This is a genomic window from Streptomyces sp. NPDC046349 (assembly GCF_055587885.1).
The window spans coordinates 259,405-278,379 of the sequence record NZ_JBVJFK010000005.1; the positions used below are offsets into that span (position 1 = coordinate 259,405).

Sequence of the window (18,975 nt, forward strand, 5' to 3'; positions counted from 1 at the left end):
GCGGATACGCCCCTCATCAGGCCTTGAACGGTCCGAGGACCGGTCGGCTACGCGCCCCGGAGCACCGCCCCGGTCCGCTCGCCGGCGAGCGCCACCGCCGCGTCGCGCGCGGCCGTGGACTCCTCCGCGGTCAGCGTGCGGTCGCTCGCGCGGAAGCGCAGCGCGTACGCGAGGGACTTCTTGCCCTCGCCGACCTGCTCACCGGTGAACACGTCGAACAGGCGCAGCGACTCGAGGAGTTCGCCCGCGCCCTTGCGCAGGGCGGCCTCCACGGAGGACGCCGGGACGGACGCGTCCACGATCAGCGCGACGTCCTGGGTCGCCACCGGGAAGGAGGAGATGCGGGGCGCCAGGACGGCGTCTCCGCCGGCCGCCGCGAGGCGGTCCAGGTCGAGCTCCATCGCGCTGGTGCGCGCCGGCAGGCCCATGGCCTTGACCACCCGCGGGTGCAGCTCGCCGGCATGGCCGATGACCTGCTCCACGCCGTCGACGGTGACGACCAGCTCGGCGCAGCGGCCCGGGTGCCAGGGGCCGTACTGGCCCTGGCGTACGACGAGCTCGGCGCCGGCCTCGACGGCCAGCGCGCGGGCTGCCTGGATCGCGTCGGCCCAGTCGGCGGGGCGGCCCTTGCCCCACCAGCCGGCCTGCTCACGGGCGCCGGCCAGCACGACCGCGGCGTACCGCGGCTGCGCCGGCAGAGCCGCGTCCAGGGTGGCGATCTCCTCGTCGGTGGGGCGCCGGTCGACGGGCAGCCGTACCGCGACACCCGGCTGCGCGGCGGCCCGGAAGACCGAGCCGGTCTCGAAGAGCGCGAGGTCGTGGCTGCCCCGGCTGTCGTTGCGGCGCAGCGCGCCGAGCAGACCCGGCAGCAGCGTGGTGCGCAGCGCCGGCTCCTCGTCGGAGAGCGGGTTGACCAGCTTGACGACCTGTCGGGCGGCGTCGTGCGCCGGCAGCTGGAGCTGGTCGAAGACGCCCTCGCCGAGGAACGGGTAGCTGAGCGCCTCGACGTAGCCGGCGCCGGCCAGCGCGCGGCCGACCCGGCGGTGCAGCTGCTGCCGGGCGGTCAGACCGCGCCCGGAGGGCACCTGCGGCAGGGTCGACGGGAGGTTGCCGTAGCCCTCCAGCCGGATGACCTCTTCGGCGAGGTCGTTGGGCGCGGCGAGGTCGGGCCGCCACGAGGGCAGCGTGACGACGAGCTCGTCCTGGCCATAGACGTCGCAGCCGATCTCCTGGAGGCGGCGCACGACGGTCTCACGGCCGTAGTCCATGCCCGCGACCCGGTCCGGGTGGTCGGCCGCCATCGCGATGGTGCGCGGCGCGCCCGGGGCGATGACCTCGGTGACACCGGCCTCGGCGGTGCCGCCGGCGAGCAGCACGAGCAGGTCGACGGTCCGCTGGGCGGCCGCGGCGGCAGCCTGCGGGTCGACGCCCCGCTCGAAGCGCTTGGAGGCCTCGGAGGAGAGCTTCATGCGGCGGGCGGTGCGCGAGATCGACACGGAGTCGAAGTGCGCGGCCTCGATGACCACGTCGGTGGTCCCGGTGACGGCGCCGGTCTCGGGGTCGGTGACGGAGTCGGCGATCTCGGTGTCGGCGCCGCCCATGACACCGGCGAGGCCGATCGGCCCGCTGTTGTCGGTGATCACCAGGTCCTCGGCGTCGAGCGTGCGCCTGACCCCGTCGAGGGTGGTGAACTTCTCGCCCTGCTCGGCGCGGCGGACGCCGATGGTGCCGTCGATCCGCGAGCGGTCGTAGGCGTGCAGCGGCTGGCCGAGCTCGAGCATCACGTAGTTGGTGATGTCGACGGCGAGCGAGATCGGGCGCATGCCCGCCTTCTGGAGGCGGCGCTGGAGCCAGATCGGGGAGCGGGCCTCGGGGTCGAGACCGGTGACGGTGCGGGCGGTGAAGCGGTCGCAGCCGACCGGGTCGTCGATCTTGACCGGGTAGCCGTACGAGTTCGGCCCGGGCACGTCGAGCAGGGCGGGGTCGCGCAGCGGCAGGCCGTAGGCGGTGGCCACCTCGCGGGCGATGCCGCGCAGGGACATGCAGTAGCCGCGGTCCGGGGTGACGTCGATGTGCAGCACCTCGTCGACGAGCTGGAGCAGCTCGATCGCGTCGGTGCCGGTCTCGTGCTCCGGCGGCAGCACGATGATGCCGTGCGTGCCGTCGTCGCCCATGCCGAGCTCCTCGCCGGAGCAGATCATGCCGTGCGAGGTCTTGCCGTACGTCTTGCGCGAGGCGATCGCGAAGTCGCCGGGCAGGACGGCGCCGGGCAGGACCACGACGACCTTGTCGCCGACGGAGAAGTTCCGGGCGCCGCAGACGATCTCCTGCGGCTCGCCGGTGCCGTTGGCGGAGCCGACGTCGACCGTGCAGAAGCGGATCGGCTTGCGGAAGCCCTCGAGCTCCTCGATGGTCAGCACCTGCCCGACGACGAGGGGGCCCTTGAGCCCGGCGCCGAGCTGCTCGACCGTCTCGACCTCGAGGCCGGCGTCGACGAGCTTGGCCGCGACGTCGCGACCGGATTCACCGGCGGGGAGGTCGACGTACTCCCGCAGCCACGAAAGCGGGACCCGCATCAGATCTCCATCCCGAAAGGCCGGGTGAAACGAACGTCACCCTCGACCATGTCTCGCATGTCTTCAACGTTGTGACGGAACATCAGCATCCGCTCGATGCCGAAGCCGAAGGCGAACCCGCTGTACTTCTCCGGGTCCACACCGCAGGCGGTCAGCACCTTGGGGTTGACCATGCCGCAGCCGCCGAGCTCGATCCAGCCCTCGCTGGAGCAGGTACGGCACGGGCGGTCGGGGTTGCCCACCGACTCGCCGCGGCACACGTAGCACTGCATGTCCATTTCGGCGGACGGCTCGGTGAACGGGAAGAAGTGCGGGCGCAGCCGGGTGGTGGTCTCCTCGCCGAACAGCTCCTTGACCATGTGGTCGATGGTGCCGCGCAGGTCCGCCATGGTCAGGCCCTCGTCCACGGCGAGCAGCTCGACCTGGTGGAAGACCGGGGTGTGCGTCGCGTCGAGCTCGTCGGTGCGGTACACGCGGCCCGGGCAGACGATGTAGACGGGGGGCTTGCGCTCCAGCAGCGAGCGCGCCTGCACCGGGGAGGTGTGGGTGCGCAGCACGACACCGGACTCGTCGCCCTCGGTGCCCTCGGGCCCCCGGACGAAGAAGGTGTCCTGCATCTGGCGCGCCGGGTGGTCGGGCGTGAAGTTGAGGGCGTCGAAGTTGAACCACTCCGCCTCGACCTCGGGACCCTCCGCGACCTCGTACCCCATGCCGACGAAGATGTCCGCGACGCGGTCCATCAGCGTGGTCAGGGGATGGCGGGCGCCCGCGGGCGTGCGGTCGTAGGGCAGCGTGACGTCCACCGCCTCCTCGACCAGCACCCGCTCGTCGCGCTCGGCCTCGAGCTCGACGGTGCGGGCCCCGAAGGCCTTGTTCACGGCGCCGCGGGCCTGGCCCACGCGCTTGCCCGCCTCGGCCTTGGCCTGCGGGGGCAGGGCTCCGATCTCGCGGTTGGCGAGCGCCAGGGGCGAGCGGTCGCCCATGTGCGCGGTCTTCGCCTCGCGCAGCGCGTCGAGGTCGCCGGCGGACGCGAAGGCGGCGAGCGCCTCGTCCCGCATGCGCTCGATCTCTTCCGGTTTCAGTGCCTCGACCTCGACAGGGTCGTACGACTTGTTCGGTGCCGACATCTCTTCCCGTACTTCCGATGGCTGGCTGGTTGGGTCCCCCGCGCGACGCGCAGGACGCGCTCGGCACAAGGACGCAAAGGTGCCAAAGGACGAGTCTAAAGGTCGCCGGGGGTGAAGGAGCCCGTGGGCCGCCTGCCGGGACGCTCCGCAGGGCTACTGCGTGAGGTACGCGGGGGCGCTCACGGGCAGGATAAATCGGAACTCGGCGCCGCCGCCGGGGCCGCGGCCGACCGTGATGGTGCCGCCGTGCGCCTCCACGATGCCCTTCACGATGTAGAGGCCCAGGCCGGTGCCGCCGCGCTTGCTCCCCCGCCAGAAACGGGTGAAGACGCGGGCCATCGACTCCTCGGGGATTCCGGGGCCTTCGTCGGACACGGTGACGGCGGTTCCCTTCTCATGCGGCGATACCCCGATGGTGACCGTTCCTTCACCGTGGCGCACCGCATTTTCGAGGAGGTTGCCGAGGATCTGGTCGATCTTGTCCGGATCGGCCCACAGGTCGGGGAGGGGGCGGCTGACGCTGACGAGGAAGCGCCCGGGATCCTGGCCGTTCGCGGTGAGCGCCTGTACGTGGCGGCCCACCGCCGTGGCGATGTCGACCGGCTGGCGGCGCACCTCCAGGCGGCCGGAGTCGATGCGCGAGATGTCGAGGAGCTCGGCGATGAGGCGGGTGACGCGGTTGGCGTCGGCGTCGACGGTCTCCAGCATCAGCCGCTTCTGGTCGTCGGTGAACCTCTCCCACTTGGCGAGCAGGGTCGCGGTGAACCCCTTGACGGAGGTCAGCGGGGAGCGCAGCTCGTGGGCGACCGTGGCGATCAGCTCGGCGTGGCTGCGTTCGGTGCGGCGGCGGGCCTCGGTGCCGCGCAGGGTGACGACGAGCCGGCGCACGGGGCCGGTCGGGTGGGTGCGGATGTAGCTGGCGGAGACGAGCACCTCGCGGCCGCCGGGGAGCAGCAGGTTCCGCTCGGGCTGTCCGCGGCGGGTGGCGAGGCCCCCGTACGGGTCCGTCAGCGCCCACCAACGGCGGCCTTCGAGGTCTTCCAGCGGGAGGGCCCGGTCGATGGGGGCACCGAGCGCCTGCTCCGGCGCCAGTGCCGTGATCCGCGCGGCGGCCGCGTTGAAGCAGACCACCCGGCCGGTGTCGTCGGCGACGACGAGCCCGTCGGGCAGGCTGTCGGGGTCCAGGTCGAAGCCGGGGCGGTCGCCGGGGGCCCCGGCGGCCTCCCGGGCGGCGGGGACCGCCGGGCGGGCGGCGCGGGCCCGGCCCGAGTCCACCGCCTGCGGCGGTACGCCGCAGAGCCCGTCGGCGGCCGCGGCCGGGGGTCGGAGGGCGTCCGGGAACCGCTCCTCGGCCGCGTCCGCGGCTCCGGGTGAGCTGTTCGTTCCGACGGTCATGTCCCCGTACCCCACATCTCCGAGTAGCGCAGTGGGCCCCCGGGCGGCCACATTACTAGCTGGGGGTCACGGAGCGGCACCCTCCGGGCGCCCGCTGTGCACGCGCGGACGCGTAGAGGCACACGGCCGCGGCCGTCGCCAGGTTCAGGCTCTCCGCCTTCCCGTGGATCGGGACCCGCACCACGGCGTCCGCGAGGGCCCGGGTCTCCTCCGGCAGGCCCCAGGCCTCGTTGCCGAACACCCAGGCGGAGGGGCCGCCCATGGTGCCCGCGTCGAGTTCGGCGTCGAGGTCGTCCTCGCCGGCGCCGTCGGCCGCGAGGATCCGTACGCCGGCGGCGCGCAGCCCCTCGACGGCCTGCTCCACCGGGACGCCGACGGCGACCGGGAGGTGGAAGAGGGAGCCCACGGAGGCCCGTACGGACTTGGGGTTGTAGAGGTCCACGGAGGCGTCGGTCAGCACCACCGCGTCGGCGCCGGCGGCGTCCGCGCAGCGCAGGACCGTGCCCGCGTTGCCGGGGTCGCGGACGTGCGCGAGGACGGCGACGAGCCTGGGCTCGGCCTTGAGGATCTGCTCGAAGGGCGAGTCGAGGAAGTGGCAGACGCCGACGAGTCCCTGCGGGGTGACGGTCTGGGAGACCTCGGCGAGGACCTCGTCGGAGGCGTAGTGCACGCGGGCGCCCGCGTCCAGGGCCGCGCGGATGATCTCGCAGTAGCGCTCGGCGGCCTCGACGGTGGCGAACAGCTCGATCAGGGTCGAGGCGCCGGTGGGGCCGCGGTGCTCGACGGCCTCACGGACCGCCTGGGGGCCCTCGGCGATGAACCGGCGCTCCTTGGTGCGGAAGTTGCGCCGCGCCAGTCGCCTGGCGGCGGCCACCCGCGGGGATCGGGGGGAGATCAGCTCGGCGGGGTGACCCAGGTCAGCCATGGTCTCTGCGGTTCTCTCTCGGGGTGCGGGCGCCGGGGGCGCGAAGGTGCGGGAAAGCACTCGGACCCGCAGGCGATTCGCCTGCGGGTCCGAGGGTGCCGACCGCTTCTGCGGCCGGCCAGGCCTTACGCGGCGGCCTTGGGGGCGTTGACGTCGGCCGGAAGCGCCTTCTGCGCGACCTCGACGAGCGCGGCGAACGCGTTGGCGTCGTTGACGGCCAGCTCCGCGAGGATCTTGCGGTCCACCTCGATGTTGGCGGCCTTCAGACCCTGGATGAGGCGGTTGTACGTCATGCCGTTCTGGCGGGCAGCGGCGTTGATGCGCTGGATCCACAGCTGACGGAAGTCGCCCTTGCGCTTCTTGCGGTCGTTGAAGTTGTAGACCAGCGAGTGGGTGACCTGCTCCTTGGCCTTGCGGTACAGGCGCGAACGCTGACCGCGGTAGCCGGAGGCCGCCTCGAGGATCGCCCGGCGCTTCTTGTGGGCGTTTACTGCCCGCTTGACGCGTGCCACTTTTTAACTCCTTGTAGCGGGGCCGTGGGTGTCTTCACACGGCCCGGAAATTCGATGGGGTCCCGGTCTCGACATGCATCCGCTCCCTGCGGGGGGAGCGGTGGATGTCAGATGCCGAGAAGCTTCTTGATCTTCGCGGCGTCGCCGGGAGCCATCTCCGCGTTGCCGGTGAGGCGGCGGGTGACACGGGACGACTTGTGCTCGAGCAGGTGGCGCTTGCCGGCGCGCTCGCGGAGCACCTTGCCGGAGCCGGTGACCTTGAAGCGCTTCTTGGTACCGCTGTGCGTCTTGTTCTTCGGCATGGCGCCGTTATCTCCTCGTCGGTGGCGCTCCCTCGCCGGTCCGGTCCGGACCGGCTTGTGGGAGCGTCATGTTGTGTAGGTGATTCGAGACAGGTGCCTCGGAATCAGGCCTCGGCGTTCGCCTCACCGGCGTCGGCCTCGGTGACCTCGGCATCCTTGGCGTCCGTCGCCTCGACCGGGGCGGCCTCCTGGGAAGGAGCCGTCTCGTCGGCAGCGGCGGCGCCCTGGCGCTCGGCCTTGCGGGCGGCCTGCGCCTCGCGGGCTTCGGCCATCGCCTCGGTCTTCTTCTTGTGCGGACCGAGGACCATGATCATGTTTCGGCCGTCCTGCTTCGGGTTCGACTCGATGAAGCCGAGCTCCTCGACGTCCGAAGCGAGACGCTGCAGCAGTCGGTAGCCGAGTTCCGGCCGGGACTGCTCGCGACCACGGAACATGATCGTGATCTTGACCTTGTCGCCCTGCTTGAGGAACCGAACGACGTGACCCTTCTTGGTGTCATAGTCGTGCGGGTCGATCTTCGGCCGGAGCTTCATTTCCTTGATGACCGTGTGCGCCTGGTTCTTGCGCGCCTCACGGGCCTTCATGGCCGACTCGTACTTGAACTTGCCGTAGTCCATGAGCTTGCAGACCGGCGGGCGTGCGGACGCCGCGACCTCGACCAGGTCGAGGTCGTACTCCTGCGCGAGCTCAAGCGCCTTGGCAAGCGGCACGATGCCGACCTGCTCGCCGCTGGGACCGACGAGTCGTACCTCGGGAACGCGAATCCGGTCGTTGATGCGGGGCTCGGTGCTGATGGATCCTCCTCGGTAGCACCACACGACTGCCTGGCAGACAGCCGCTGACGTGTATTTCCGTCAGACCGACCGCGGCGGGGGAATGAAAAAAGCCCCGCCGGGCACAGGCAGGGGCTCCAATACAACCGGAGCACCGCCGCATGCAACACGCGGGGCGCAAACTCGGGCGGCTTTCCATCGTCCGTACGGAACGATGGATGCCACCTGACCGGTGACCCGCCGCCCCGGAAGGCGGTCAGGTGGGAGAACGGAGCCTCCACTTGTGGGCCGGACACCACAGCATCCGGCCGGTCGATGTACATACTAGCACCCGCGTTGCAAGCCCGCCGCACGGCATATCGTGGGGCGCATGACTGACGCGACACCCTCCACCTCCACCGAACCCGCTGCCGACGGCACCCCCGACTACGACGCCATGACCCGCGACATCGCGGACGTGCCCGCCGTCGAGGTGATCACCACGGTGGCCGTGCACCTGCTGAGCGCCGCGGCGGTCAACCTGGGCCTGGACAAGCCGGACTCCGAGCACAAGGACCTCGACGAGGCCCGCAAGCTGATCACGGCTCTCGCCGGCCTGGTCACCGCGAGCGCCACCGAGATCAGCTCTTTCCACGCCGCCCCGCTGCGGGACGGCCTGAAGTCGCTCCAGCTGGCATTCCGTGAGGCCTCGATCGTCCCGGACGAGCCGGGCCAGGGCCCGGGGGAGAAGTTCACCGGCCCCGTCTTCGGCTGATCCGGCGCGCTCGCGGAGTACGACGCGGGAGGGGCGGACCGTGATGCCACGGTCCGCCCCTCCCGCGTCGTTCAGCGGGTGAAGAGGGCCTCACCGGGCGGGACCGGGGCGTCCGACGGCAGCAGCGCCAGGTTGAGGCCGCGCACCAGGCGGGCCCGCAGGGTCGTGTCCGCCGCCAGGGCCTCGGCGACGCGCCGGGCCGCGGCCGGGGCCTGGGCGTCGGCGGCCAGCACGATCGCGAGGATTCCGTCCGCGTCCGCGCCGCCCGGGCCGAGGTGGGCGCGCAGCACGGCCGGCTCGCCGGACACGGCGGTCCGTACGGCCTCCTGTACGGCGGGGTCGGCCAGCGGGTCGGTGTCCGTGCGGCCTTCGGCGAGCGCAAGCAGCGCGGGGCCGGTCAGCTGGTAGGCGACCGGCCCGGCGAGGTCCAGAACCACGGTGTCGGCCTTCTCGTGCACCGCGGCCGCCAGAGCCTGGTGGAGCGGTACGGCCACCGGCCGGGCGGCCGGGTCCCAGAGCGCGAGCGAGGCGATCGAGGTGAAGGCGGGCAGGGCCCGCCGGTCGCCCGCCCGCAGGGTCGGGACGGCCATGTCGCTGGTCTTCTCCCGCTTGAGGCCCGTCTCCGGGTCGGTCTCCGCCTCGCCGAGCACGGCGACCACCGGGACGAGGAGCCGGGCGCCCTTGAGCGCCGCCAGCACTCGCGGCTCCTGGGTGCGGTCCTCGGCCCAGGCGGCGAGCGCCGCGGTCAGCTCGGGGTCGGCGGAGCCGTCGTCGTCGGAGAAGCCCGGGTCGGGAATGTTCTTGTTCGCCATGTTCGCCACAGTTACCCGACCCTACTGTGCCGGGGACGCGTCGCCGCCCCGGGGACCCCGTCGCGGGCGCCGGGCCAGTACGGCGGCCAGCAGGAGCAGCGCTGCCCCGGCGACCGCGGCGGCCGGTGCGCCGAGCCGGGCGCCCCGCTCGGCCGGGCGGACCGGCTCGGGACCCGGGCCGAAGTACCGGCTGGCGGCCTCGGCCGGGGCGGGAACCGCGGCCTCCGGCCGCATCGCCCCGGCGACCTGGAGGGCGGCCGCGGGATCCACCATGCCGTGGCCGCGCGCGTCGTCGCGGCCACCGGCCGGGGAGTCGGAGGCGGTGTCCTCCAGCAGCTTCTTGATCTGGGCCGGGGAGAGGTCGGGGTGCGCGGCCTTGACGAGAGCCGCCGCCCCGGAGACGAAGGCCGCCGCGGCACTGGTGCCCCAGCCCTCGTAGTAGGAGCGGTCGGGGTCGGCGATGACGACGTCGACGCCGGGGGCGCTCACGGTGGCGTACCAGTTGCGCGTGGAGAACTTGGCCTTCCGGCCGCGGCGGTCGACCGCGGTCACGGCGATGACCCCCGGGTAGGCCGCCGGGTAGGAGACCCGGTCGCCCGTCTCGCCACCGTTGCCCGCGGAGGCGACGACGACGACGCCCTTGGCGAGGGCGTACTGCACGGCCTCGTCCTCGCCGGCCTCGTGGTGGGCGGAGTCGCTGTCGTCGCCGAGGGACAGGTTGATCACGTCGGCGCCGTGGTCCGTGGCCCAGCGGATGCCTTCGGCGAGGGCGCCGCCCTTGCTCTCGCGGGCCTTGGCGCGGCCCGGGTCGCCCTCCTCGAGGATCACCCGCACGGGCAGGATCCGTGCCTGCGGGGCGATGCCGAGGACGCCCTGGCTGCGGCTGGGGCCGTGGCCGTGTCCGGCGATGATGCTCGCCATGGCGGTCCCGTGGCGCGCCCAGGCCCGGTCGCCGGGGCCGGCGCCCATGCCGATGAGGTCGGTGCCGGCGAGGACCTGGCCGGCCAGGTCGGGATGGGACTCGTCGACGCCGGTGTCGAGGACGGCGACGGTCACGCCGTCGCCCCGGGTGGTGCCCCAGGCCTCCTCGGCGCGCAGCGCCAGGAGGCCCCACTGGCGGTCGCGGACGGTGTCGGCGGCGGCCGGGGCGGCGGTGGCGGTCGCGAGCAGGGCCGCAGCGGCGAGCACGGCCGCGCCGCGGAGGGCGCCCGGGGCGGGGGCGGGCGTCATCGGGCGGCCTTCGGCGCGGGAGTGGCGGGCGGTGCGGCGAGAGCGGCCAGGGCGTCTCCGAGGCGGGCGGCGACCGCCTTCGCCTCGTGGCCGAGGCCCGCCTGGGCGGCGGCGCCCGTGGCGTCCTTCTTCACGAGGTCCTCGGCGGGGCGCGGGGCGTCCTGCGTGCGGCCGTCGGCGAACGCGGAGACGGCGTAGACGACGACGGGGGCCTCCCTGCGTACCGAGGCCGCCCAGGCGGCCCGCTGGTGGTCGGCGAAGCCGTAGGCCGGCGGGGCGGTGAGCCGGCCGCCGAGCGCGTTCATCGCGGGCTCGTCGGCGGGGGTGAACACCATGCCGACGGCGACCAGGGAGCTGCGGGTGGCGTCGGTGTAGGTGGCGCGGAGCACGCGGGTGCAGCCGGTCGCGGCCACCGCGGCCTGCCAGTCGGCGGGGAGGGCGGTCGGGCAGTCGGCGTCGGGGGCGAGCGCGATGCGGGTCCAGGTGCGGTCGGCTCCGCCGGGGCCGGCCGAGGGGCCGGCGAGGACGGGCGGGAGGAGGCTGTCCACGGGGGCCGCGCGCCACAGCGATCCGGCCTGGCGGTAGGCGGCGTCGGCGGGCAGGGGGCGGTTCGCGGCGCGGTGTTCGGCCCAGGTGGTGACGGCGGCTCCGCCGATGAGGCCGCCGCCGAGGACGACGCAGAGGGTGGCGGCCGCGACCCGGCCGGGGTGGCGGCGCGGTGGGGCTTGGGCGGGCTGGGGCGGCGGGGACCAGGGGTCGGGCTCGCCCGGGATCGTGGTCCGCGGTGTCGTCGTGGTCATCCGGCGGCTCCGCCCCCCGTTCCGTACGGCTGCCTGTCCGTACTCTACGGGGTTCACGGGCACCGCCCCCCGGGGCGGGGCCTGACCGGCGGGGCCGGGGGTCCGGGGGGTGCGGGGGTGGGGCGGGGCGGGTGGGTACGGAGGCCCTGGCCGGGGCCGGGGCCGGGGCCGGGACAACGACCGGGCGGGGCCGAGGCGGGGCCGGGGGCGGGGGCGGGGGCGGGGCCGGAGAACGGTCGGGCGGGGGTCCGAAGCGGGGCCGCGGCCGGGGCCGGGGCGGGGTGCCGTCCGGGACTGCATGATTCATGGCGCCCGAGGCGGACCCGCCCGTACGGGCTCCTACCGCGCCAGCACATCACGTTCTACGTCCCGGCCGGCACCCCACCCCGTCCCCACCCCCGGCGGATCCAGCCCCCGCCCGATTCGCCTCAGGCCCCTCGGTCCTCCCCCCACCGCGCCGGCTTCCCGTCCAGCCCCACCCGGCTCCCCCTCCGGCCTGCTGGTCGGCCCTGCCTCCCTCCGGGCCGCCGATCCTCCCTCCCATCTCGCCAAGTTCCCTTGTGCCCGGGCCGAGTTCCCTTCATCTCCGCCGGGCCCCCTCCAGCCCGCCGGTGTTTGAGGCGCGGAGCCACGGGCTCCCGCTCCAGCCCGCCGGGCGCTGGGCGCGGTGTGGCGCACGGCGCGGCCGGTTGCCACCGGGGCCTGCGAGTGGTGCGGGCCCCTACCCACCGGTACAGACCTCTGGCAAGCTGCCGCCCATGAACTCCCCCGCCGCCGACCGCGCCCGGTACGACCGGGCGACCGCGCACCTGGACGCGCCGTTGGCCATCGTGGATCTCGAGGCCTTCGACGCCAACGCCGACGATCTCGTCCGCCGGGCCGGCGGCAAGCCGGTCCGGGTCGCCAGCAAGTCGGTCCGGTGTCGCGCCCTGCTCGAACGGGTACTGGCGCGGCCCGGGTTCGCCGGGATCATGTCGTACACGCTCGCCGAGTCGCTCTGGCTGGCCCGCTCCGGGTTCGAGGACGTGCTCCTCGCCTATCCCTCCGCGGACCGGGCCGGTTTCGGCGAGCTGGCGCACGACGCCAAGCTGGCCGCCGCCGTCACGGTGATGGTGGACGACCCCGCACAGCTGGAGCTGATGGACGCGGCCCGTGACGGCGGCGCCGAGGAGATCCGGGTCTGTCTGGAGCTGGACACCGCCCTGCAGTTGCTGGGCGGCCGGGTCCGCGTGGGTGCGCGCCGCTCCCCGCTGCGGGAGCCCGCGCAGCTGGCCGCGCTGGCCCGGGCCGTCGCCGCGAGGCCCGGGTTCCGGGTGGTGGGGCTGATGGCGTACGAGGGGCATGTCGCGGGGGTCGGGGACGCGCTGGCGGGGCGGCCGCTGCGGTCCCGGGCGATCCGGTTGATGCAGGGCGCGGCCCGCAGGGAGCTGGCGGCGCGGCGGGCCGCGGTGGTGGCTGCCGTGCGGGACGTCATACCGGACCTGGAGTTCGTCAACGGCGGCGGTACGGGCAGCGTGCAGCAGACGGCGGCCGAGGATGCGGTGACGGAGATCGCCGCCGGGTCGGGGCTGTACGTGCCGCGACTGTTCGACAACTACACGTCGTTTCGCGGGCGTCCGGCGGCCCTGTTCGCGCAGCCGGTGGTGCGCAGGCCGGGGGTGGGCGTGGTGACCGTGCTCGGCGGGGGTTATCCGGCGTCCGGTGCGGCCGGCCCGGACCGGCTGCCGGTCCCGTACCTGCCGCGGGGGCTGCGCTACGACCCGCAGGAGGGTGCCGGCGAGGTGCAGACGCCGCTGCTGGGGAGCCCGGCCGACGACCTGCTGATCGGCGACCGGGTCTGGTTCCGCCATGCCAAGGCGGGCGAACTGTGCGAGCGGTTCGACACCTTGCACCTCGTCGGGGGCGACCGGGTCACGGGCAGCGTGCCGACGTACCGGGGCGAGGGCCGCACCTTCCTGTGAGGGTCTGCTGGTACACGGTGTCCGTCTGGTCCGGGATGACGGTGGTGTCGCCGCGGCGGACCGGTCCCGGCGTGCCGTCGTGGTCGACGTATCCGGTGGTGGAGCAGGGGTAGCGGCCGGTCTTCTGCTTCTTCGGCTCGATGAACATCGGGTTGACGATCCACTTGCCGTCGCTGTTGTCGTAGGCCCGGCACATCAGCTCGTTCTTGTTCCGGTTCACGACGAGGCGCAGGTCGGTCGCGTCGCGCAGGAAGGAGACGTCGGTGTCGGAGTCGCCCGCGGCGAACACCTGGCGGCGGGCGGCCGGCTGGACCTTCTCGGCGGCGGGGCCGCGCACCCCGAAGATCTCCTTGTTGATCCAGCAGCGCTTGCCGTCGATGTACGTGATCATCGTGTCGGCGCCGTCCCGGACGGATCCGCAGCCCTGGAGGCGGGCGGTGTAGGCCCCGCCTGGGGTCGTGGTGTTGCGGATGCCGATGACGTGGCCGGCGTCGATGCCGACGCCGTCGGCCCAGACCTCGACGACCGGCTGCGGGGAGGCGGAGCTGATCCAGACGTCGAAGCCGGCCTTCCGGAGGCCGTCGATCAGGTCCTTCTGCTGGTCGTAGTAGCGCACCCAGCCGGTGGCCCGGCCGGTGCCGACCTGCTGGGTGGCGCCGACGGGCGCGGCGAGGTTCTCGGTGCGGGCGGCGGCGGCGAAGCCGCGGATCTCGCGGGCGGTCCAGCCCTGCAGCAGCTGGGACAGCCACGCGTACCCCGGTTCCATGGTGCGTCGGTCCCAGCCGGTGAAGGCGGCGGCTCCGGCGCGGGTGGCGGCGGTGGAGTAGACCGCGTTGACCTCGTCCGCGCAGCCGGCTCCGGCGGGGGTTCCGGTGGGCAGCGGGGTGCCGGGGCGGGCGAGGGCGGCGCAGGCGGCGGCGAGGGCCTCGGCGGCGGCGGGTGTCAGGAAGCGGCTGGTGGTGCTCCAGTCTCCGCGGGCGGGCTGGCGGATCCTGGAGTTGCGGAGCAGCCAGAACATGGTGGCGTCGCCCACGTCGTTCTTGACGACGGTGTTGTCCCAGTCGAAGACGGCGACGGGTTTGGCGCGGGTGGGCCGGTACGGGTTGCAGCGGGCGTGGCGGTCGATGAGCTGCTGGAGGCGCGCCCGGTTGTCGCCGTACCAGCCGTCCTTCAGGCGCGGGGTGGTGCAGGGGGCTCCGGGGTGTGCGGCCTCGGCGGAGGGGGCGACGGCGACGAGGGCCGACACGGTGATCGCGGCGGCGGCGAGCGCCTGGAGGCGCCGGGTGGTGTGGCGTGGCGACACGGGTGAACGCTCCTTGGCGGTGAAGGGGTGGGGAGCACGACAGCCGGGCGTCGTGCGACGCCCGGCTGTCGGGGAGGTGCGGTGGTGTTTAGAGGGGGGTGACGTACGCGCCCGAGATGCCGCCGTCGACGAGGAAGTCGGTGGCGTTGATGAAGGAGGAGTCGTCGCTGGCGAGGAAGGCGACGGCGGCGGCGATCTCGGTGGGCTCGGCGAACCGGCCCAGCGGGATGTGCACGAGCCGGCGGGCGGCACGCTCGGGGTCCTTGGCGAACAGTTCCTGGAGGAGCGGGGTGTTGACGGGCCCGGGGCACAGGGCGTTGACGCGGATGCCCTCGCGGGCGAACTGGACGCCGAGCTCGCGGGACATGGCGAGGACGCCGCCCTTGGAGGCGGTGTAGGAGATCTGGGAGGTGGCGGCGCCCATGATGGCGACGAAGGAGGCGGTGTTGATGATGGAGCCTCGGCCCTGGCGCTGCATGTAGGGCAGGGCGGCCTTGCAGCAGAGGTAGACGGAGGTGAGGTTGACGTCCTGGACCCGGCGCCAGGCGTCGAGCTCGGTGGTGAGGATGGAGTCGTCGTCCGGGGGCGAGATGCCCGCGTTGTTGAAGGCGATGTCGACGGAGCCGTAGGTGTCGAAGGCCGTCTTGAAGAGGGCTTCGACCTCTTCCTTGTCGGTGACGTCGACCTTCACGAAGAGGCCTCCGACCTCCTCGGCGGCGGCCTTGCCGGCCGTCTCGTCGATGTCGGCGCAGACGACGTTGGCGCCTTCGGAGGCCAGTCGGCGGGCGGTGGCGAGGCCGATGCCGCTGCCGGCTCCCGTGATGACGGCGGTGCGGCCGACGAGACGGCGGCAGATGATCTCGGTGGGCTCTACGGACATGGGTCAGGCCTCCGTGCTGATGAAGACGTTCTTGGTCTCGGTGAAAGCGGTGAGGGCGTCGGGTCCGAGCTCGCGGCCGAGTCCGGACTGCTTGTAGCCGCCGAACGGGGTCCAGTAGCGGACGCTGCTGTGGGAGTTGACGGACAGGTTGCCGGCGGCGACGGCGCGCGAGACGCGCAGCGCGCGGCCGATGTCGCGGGTCCAGAGGGAGCCGGAGAGGCCGTATTCGGTGGCGTTGGCCAGGCGTACGGCGTCCTCCTCGTCCTCGAAGGGCAGGACGACGGCGACGGGGCCGAAGACCTCCTCGACGGCGACGGGTGCGGTGGGGGCGACGTCGGTGACGAGGGTCGGGGGGTACCAGAAGCCGGGGCCTTCGGGTGCGGTGCCGCGGACGGCGGTGAGGTCGTCGGTGACGAAGGACCGTACGCGGTCCAGCTGGGTCCGTGAGATCAGCGGGCCCATCTGCGTCTTCTCGTCGAGCGGGTCGCCCACGGCGACGGCCGCGATGCCGGGGGCGACGAGGTCGAGGAAGCGGTCGTACACGGAGCGCTGGACGAGGATGCGGGTGCGGGCGCAGCAGTCCTGGCCGGTGTTGTCGAGGAAGGACATGGGGGCTGCGGCTGCGGCGGCCTCCAGGTCGGCGTCGGCGAAGACGATGTTGGGGCTCTTGCCGCCGAGTTCGAGGGTGACGCGCTTCACCCGGTCGGCGCACTTGGCCATGATCTGCTTGCCGACGCGGGTGGAGCCGGTGAAGACGATCTTCGCGACGCCGGGGTGTTCGACGAGGGCGTCGCCCGCGGTGTCGCCGCGGCCGGGGAGCACCTGGAAGAGGTGTTCGGGGATCCCGGCCTCGAGGGCGAGTTCGGCGAGGCGCAGCGCGGTCAGGGGGGTGGTCTCGGCGGGCTTGAGGATGACGGCGTTGCCGGCGGCGAGGGCCGGTGCCAGGCCCCAGGCGGCGATCGGCATGGGGAAGTTCCAGGGGGCGATCACGCCGATGACGCCGAGGGGTTCGAGGAAGGTGACGTCGATGCCGCCGGCGACGGGGATCTGGCGGCCGGAGAGCCGTTCGACTCCCCCGGCGGCGAAGTCGAGGAGGTCGCGTACGTTGCCGGCTTCCCAGCGGGCGTTGCCGATGGTGTGGCCGGCTTCGCGGACCTCCAGTTGTGCCAGTTCCTCGATGTGCCCGTCGACGACGGCGGCGAAGCGCCGCAGGAGGCGGGCGCGGTCGGCGGGGGCGGCCGCGGCCCAGGCCCGCTGGGCCGCGGCGGCCCGGGCTACGGCGGCGTCGACGTCGTCCCGTGTGGCGGCCGGGACGACGGCGACGACTTCCTCGGTGGCCGGATTCAGCACGCTCAGATGGAAAGGGGCCGGCGCATCGGACACGTGGTGCCTCACAGTTTCGGTTCGGGGGCGTGGGTGACTACAGGCGTTCGAAGGAGCGGCGCAGCTCCCAGTCGGTCACCGCGGAGTCGTAGGCGTCGAGTTCCACGCGGGCCATGTTGCGGTAGTGGGCGACGACCTCGGGGCCGAAGGCGGCCTTGGCGATCTCGCTGTTCTCCCAGAGGTCGGCGGCCTCGCGCAGGGTGGCCGGTACGTGTGCGTAGTCGCCGGTGTAGGCGTTGCCGGTGCAGATCGGCGGCAGCTCCAGGCGGTTCTCGATGCCGTAGAGCCCGGCCGCGACCAGGCCGGCGACGGCGAGGTAGGGGTTGACGTCACCGCCGGGGAGGCGGTTCTCGAAGCGCATGGAGCGGCCGTGGCCGACGACGCGCAGGGCGCAGGTGCGGTTGTCCAGACCCCAGGCGACGGCGGTCGGCGCGAAGGATCCCGGCCGGAAACGCTTGTACGAATTGATGTTCGGGGCGTAGAGAAGAGAGAAGTCGCGCAGCGCGGCGAGCTGGCCGGCCAGGAAGTGGCGCATCACGGGGGACATGCCGTGTTCCTCGTGGCCCTCTCCGGCCATCGCGTTGCGTCCGTCGGCGTCGGTGAGCGAGAGGTGGATGTGACAGGAGTTGCCCTCGCGCTCGTCGTACTTGGCCATGAAGGTGAGCGAGACGCCTTCCTGGGCGGCGATCTCCTTGGCTCCGGTCTTGTAGACGGAGTGCTGGTCGCAGGTGGTGAGCGCCTCGTCGTAGCGGAAGGCGATCTCGTGCTGGCCGAGGTTGCACTCGCCCTTGGCCGACTCGACGACCAGGCCGGCGGCCTGCATCTCGTTGCGGATACGGCGCAGCAGGGGTTCGATGCGGCCGGTCCCGAGGACCGAGTAGTCGATGTTGTACTGGTTGGCGGGGGTCAGGCCGCGGTAGTTGGCGTTCCAGGCCTGTTCGTAGGTGTCCTGGAAGACCATGAACTCAAGCTCGGTGCCGACCATCGCGGTGTATCCGTGCTCGGCGAGGCGCTCCAGCTGGCGGCGCAGGATCTGCCGGGGCGCGGCCACGACGGGCGCGGCGTCGTTCCAGGCCAGGTCGGCCAGGATGAAGGCGCTGCCGGGGTTCCAGGGGATGCGGCGCAGGGTGGCGGGGTCGGGGTGCATGGCGAAGTCGCCGTAGCCCCGGTCCCAGGAGGACATCTCGTAGCCGTCGACGGTGTTCATGTCCGTGTCGACGGCCAGGAGGTAGTTGCAGCCCTCGGTGCCGTGCGCGAGGACCTCGTCCAGGAAGAACTGTGCGGCGAACCGCTTGCCCTGGAGCCGCCCCTGCATGTCGGGGAAGGCCAGGACGACTGTGTCGATCTCACCGCTGGCGACGAGGACGCGGAGCTCCTCGGGCGCGAGCGGCGGCTTGCGGTCTACCACGGGAATCTCTCCTTCGGTGAGCCGAGGAGGCCTAAGGTATTGAATAGAACCATTGCTTGGGAAGGGGAGGAGCCGAGATGACCGATACGGCGAGCGAAGGCGACGCCGCCCGGCGCCTGAACCCGGTGCTGCGCCAGGTGCGGGCGGGCAACGGGTTCGAGGAGGCGCTGGAGCAGATCCTCCAGGTGGTCCGCCTGGGTCTGGTACCCGGCGGCGAAAGGCTTCCGCCCGAGCGCGAGTTGGCGGAGCGGATGGGGATCAGCCGGGTCACCCTGCGCGAAGTCCTGAAGGTACTGCAGGACCAGGGCCTGGTGGAGGCGCGGCGCGGCCGGTACGGCGGGACGTTCGTACTGCCCCGCCCCGACACCCCGGCCGGCGGCACCGAGGAGGAGCTGCGCCGGCGGGTGGCCGGCGTGGACATCGAGGACGTCCTGCGCTTCCGCGAGGTCCTGGAGGTCGGCGCGGCCGGGCTGTGCGCCTCACAGGGGCTGACCGAGGAGGGCACCGAGCGGCTGCTCGCCGCCCTGGGCGCCACCCACGACGCCCCGCTCGCCGACTACCGCCGCCAGGACACGCTCTTCCACCTCACCCTGTGCGAGCTCGCCGGGTCCGCCACCCTGACGGCCCAGTACGCGGCCGTCCGGGCCACGGTCAACGACCTGCTCGACTGCATCCCGCTGCTGGTCCGCAACCTGGAGCACTCGCAGCAGCAGCACAGCGCCCTGGTGGAGTCGGTGCTGGAAGGGGACGCGGCCCGGGCCCGCGAGACCATGCGCGAGCACTGCTGCGGCACGGCGGCGCTGCTGCGGGGGTTCCTCGCCTGAGCCGGCCGGG

General features: G+C 73.2%; 17 protein-coding genes. 3 read left to right on the forward strand and 14 right to left on the reverse strand.

The annotated features are described in order from the left end of the window. Nucleotides 1-47: 47 nt before the first annotated feature. From pheT to infC, 7 genes are all read right to left on the reverse strand, one after another. Nucleotides 48-2,576: a phenylalanine--tRNA ligase subunit beta gene (gene pheT, locus ACZ6JS_RS14235; protein WP_469297875.1), complete on the reverse strand. Its 2,529-nt coding sequence runs from the start codon at nucleotides 2,574-2,576 to the stop codon at nucleotides 48-50. After that, complete coding sequence (gene pheS, locus ACZ6JS_RS14240) at nucleotides 2,576-3,703, reverse strand: phenylalanine--tRNA ligase subunit alpha (RefSeq protein WP_469297876.1); 1,128 nt, start codon at nucleotides 3,701-3,703, stop codon at nucleotides 2,576-2,578. The genes pheT and pheS overlap by 1 nt, the downstream gene beginning before the upstream one ends. Before the next feature lie 153 nt (nucleotides 3,704-3,856). Then, nucleotides 3,857-5,098, reverse strand: a complete 1,242-nt coding sequence (locus tag ACZ6JS_RS14245; RefSeq protein WP_469297877.1) for a sensor histidine kinase — start codon at nucleotides 5,096-5,098, stop codon at nucleotides 3,857-3,859. Nucleotides 5,099-5,153: 55 nt separating this feature from the next. Further along, nucleotides 5,154-6,014 (reverse strand): TrmH family RNA methyltransferase, encoded by an 861-nt coding sequence (locus tag ACZ6JS_RS14250; RefSeq protein ID WP_469298117.1) that lies wholly within the window; start codon nucleotides 6,012-6,014, stop codon nucleotides 5,154-5,156. A gap of 134 nt (nucleotides 6,015-6,148) precedes the next feature. Continuing rightward, the gene (gene rplT / locus ACZ6JS_RS14255; protein ID WP_007263143.1) at nucleotides 6,149-6,535 is read right to left on the reverse strand and encodes a 50S ribosomal protein L20; all 387 of its coding nucleotides are present in this window, start codon (nucleotides 6,533-6,535) and stop codon (nucleotides 6,149-6,151) included. Between the two features lie 107 nt (nucleotides 6,536-6,642). Then, complete coding sequence (gene rpmI, locus ACZ6JS_RS14260; RefSeq protein ID WP_030012385.1) at nucleotides 6,643-6,837, reverse strand: 50S ribosomal protein L35; 195 nt, start codon at nucleotides 6,835-6,837, stop codon at nucleotides 6,643-6,645. A gap of 104 nt (nucleotides 6,838-6,941) precedes the next feature. Beyond that, on the reverse strand, nucleotides 6,942-7,655 hold the full coding sequence (gene infC, locus ACZ6JS_RS14265) for a translation initiation factor IF-3 (RefSeq protein ID WP_469297878.1): 714 nt from the start codon (nucleotides 7,653-7,655) through the stop codon (nucleotides 6,942-6,944). 325 nt (nucleotides 7,656-7,980) lie between these two features. On the opposite strand from infC, the gene ACZ6JS_RS14270 reads away from it, so the two are divergent. After that, complete coding sequence (locus ACZ6JS_RS14270; protein WP_469297879.1) at nucleotides 7,981-8,364, forward strand: DUF1844 domain-containing protein; 384 nt, start codon at nucleotides 7,981-7,983, stop codon at nucleotides 8,362-8,364. A 71-nt stretch (nucleotides 8,365-8,435) separates the two neighbouring features. Here ACZ6JS_RS14270 and ACZ6JS_RS14275 read toward each other — a convergent pair whose 3' ends face one another. From ACZ6JS_RS14275 to ACZ6JS_RS14285, 3 genes are read right to left on the reverse strand one after another with little or no spacing between them, the layout of a single operon-like run. Next, the gene (locus ACZ6JS_RS14275) at nucleotides 8,436-9,176 is read right to left on the reverse strand and encodes an SseB family protein (protein ID WP_469297880.1); all 741 of its coding nucleotides are present in this window, start codon (nucleotides 9,174-9,176) and stop codon (nucleotides 8,436-8,438) included. Nucleotides 9,177-9,197: 21 nt separating this feature from the next. Beyond that, on the reverse strand, nucleotides 9,198-10,406 hold the full coding sequence (gene mycP / locus ACZ6JS_RS14280) for a type VII secretion-associated serine protease mycosin (RefSeq protein ID WP_469297881.1): 1,209 nt from the start codon (nucleotides 10,404-10,406) through the stop codon (nucleotides 9,198-9,200). Next, a complete protein-coding gene (locus ACZ6JS_RS14285) occupies nucleotides 10,403-11,206 on the reverse strand; it encodes a hypothetical protein (protein WP_469297882.1) in 804 nt (267 codons plus the stop codon). The genes mycP and ACZ6JS_RS14285 overlap by 4 nt, the downstream gene beginning before the upstream one ends. A gap of 758 nt (nucleotides 11,207-11,964) precedes the next feature. Between ACZ6JS_RS14285 and ACZ6JS_RS14290 the strand changes: the two genes are divergently transcribed. Continuing rightward, nucleotides 11,965-13,167, forward strand: a complete 1,203-nt coding sequence (locus tag ACZ6JS_RS14290; RefSeq protein WP_469297883.1) for an alanine racemase — start codon at nucleotides 11,965-11,967, stop codon at nucleotides 13,165-13,167. Here the strand turns inward: ACZ6JS_RS14290 and ACZ6JS_RS14295 are convergent. From ACZ6JS_RS14295 to ACZ6JS_RS14310, 4 genes are all read right to left on the reverse strand, one after another. Then, nucleotides 13,118-14,470 carry an HAD family hydrolase gene (locus ACZ6JS_RS14295; protein WP_469297884.1) on the reverse strand — a complete coding sequence of 451 codons (1,353 nt, stop codon included), beginning with the start codon at nucleotides 14,468-14,470 and terminating at the stop codon, nucleotides 13,118-13,120. The genes ACZ6JS_RS14290 and ACZ6JS_RS14295 overlap by 50 nt on opposite strands. 88 nt (nucleotides 14,471-14,558) lie before the next feature. Next, nucleotides 14,559-15,350, reverse strand: a complete 792-nt coding sequence (locus tag ACZ6JS_RS14300) for a 3-oxoacyl-ACP reductase (protein ID WP_469297885.1) — start codon at nucleotides 15,348-15,350, stop codon at nucleotides 14,559-14,561. 3 nt (nucleotides 15,351-15,353) lie between these two features. Further along, nucleotides 15,354-16,700, reverse strand: a complete 1,347-nt coding sequence (locus ACZ6JS_RS14305; RefSeq protein WP_469297886.1) for an aldehyde dehydrogenase family protein — start codon at nucleotides 16,698-16,700, stop codon at nucleotides 15,354-15,356. A gap of 70 nt (nucleotides 16,701-16,770) precedes the next feature. Further along, nucleotides 16,771-18,141 carry a glutamine synthetase family protein gene (locus ACZ6JS_RS14310; RefSeq protein WP_469297887.1) on the reverse strand — a complete coding sequence of 457 codons (1,371 nt, stop codon included), beginning with the start codon at nucleotides 18,139-18,141 and terminating at the stop codon, nucleotides 16,771-16,773. 77 nt (nucleotides 18,142-18,218) lie between these two features. On the opposite strand from ACZ6JS_RS14310, the gene ACZ6JS_RS14315 reads away from it, so the two are divergent. Next, nucleotides 18,219-18,965 carry a FadR/GntR family transcriptional regulator gene (locus ACZ6JS_RS14315; RefSeq protein ID WP_469297888.1) on the forward strand — a complete coding sequence of 249 codons (747 nt, stop codon included), beginning with the start codon at nucleotides 18,219-18,221 and terminating at the stop codon, nucleotides 18,963-18,965. The last annotated feature ends 10 nt before the right edge of the window (nucleotides 18,966-18,975 follow it).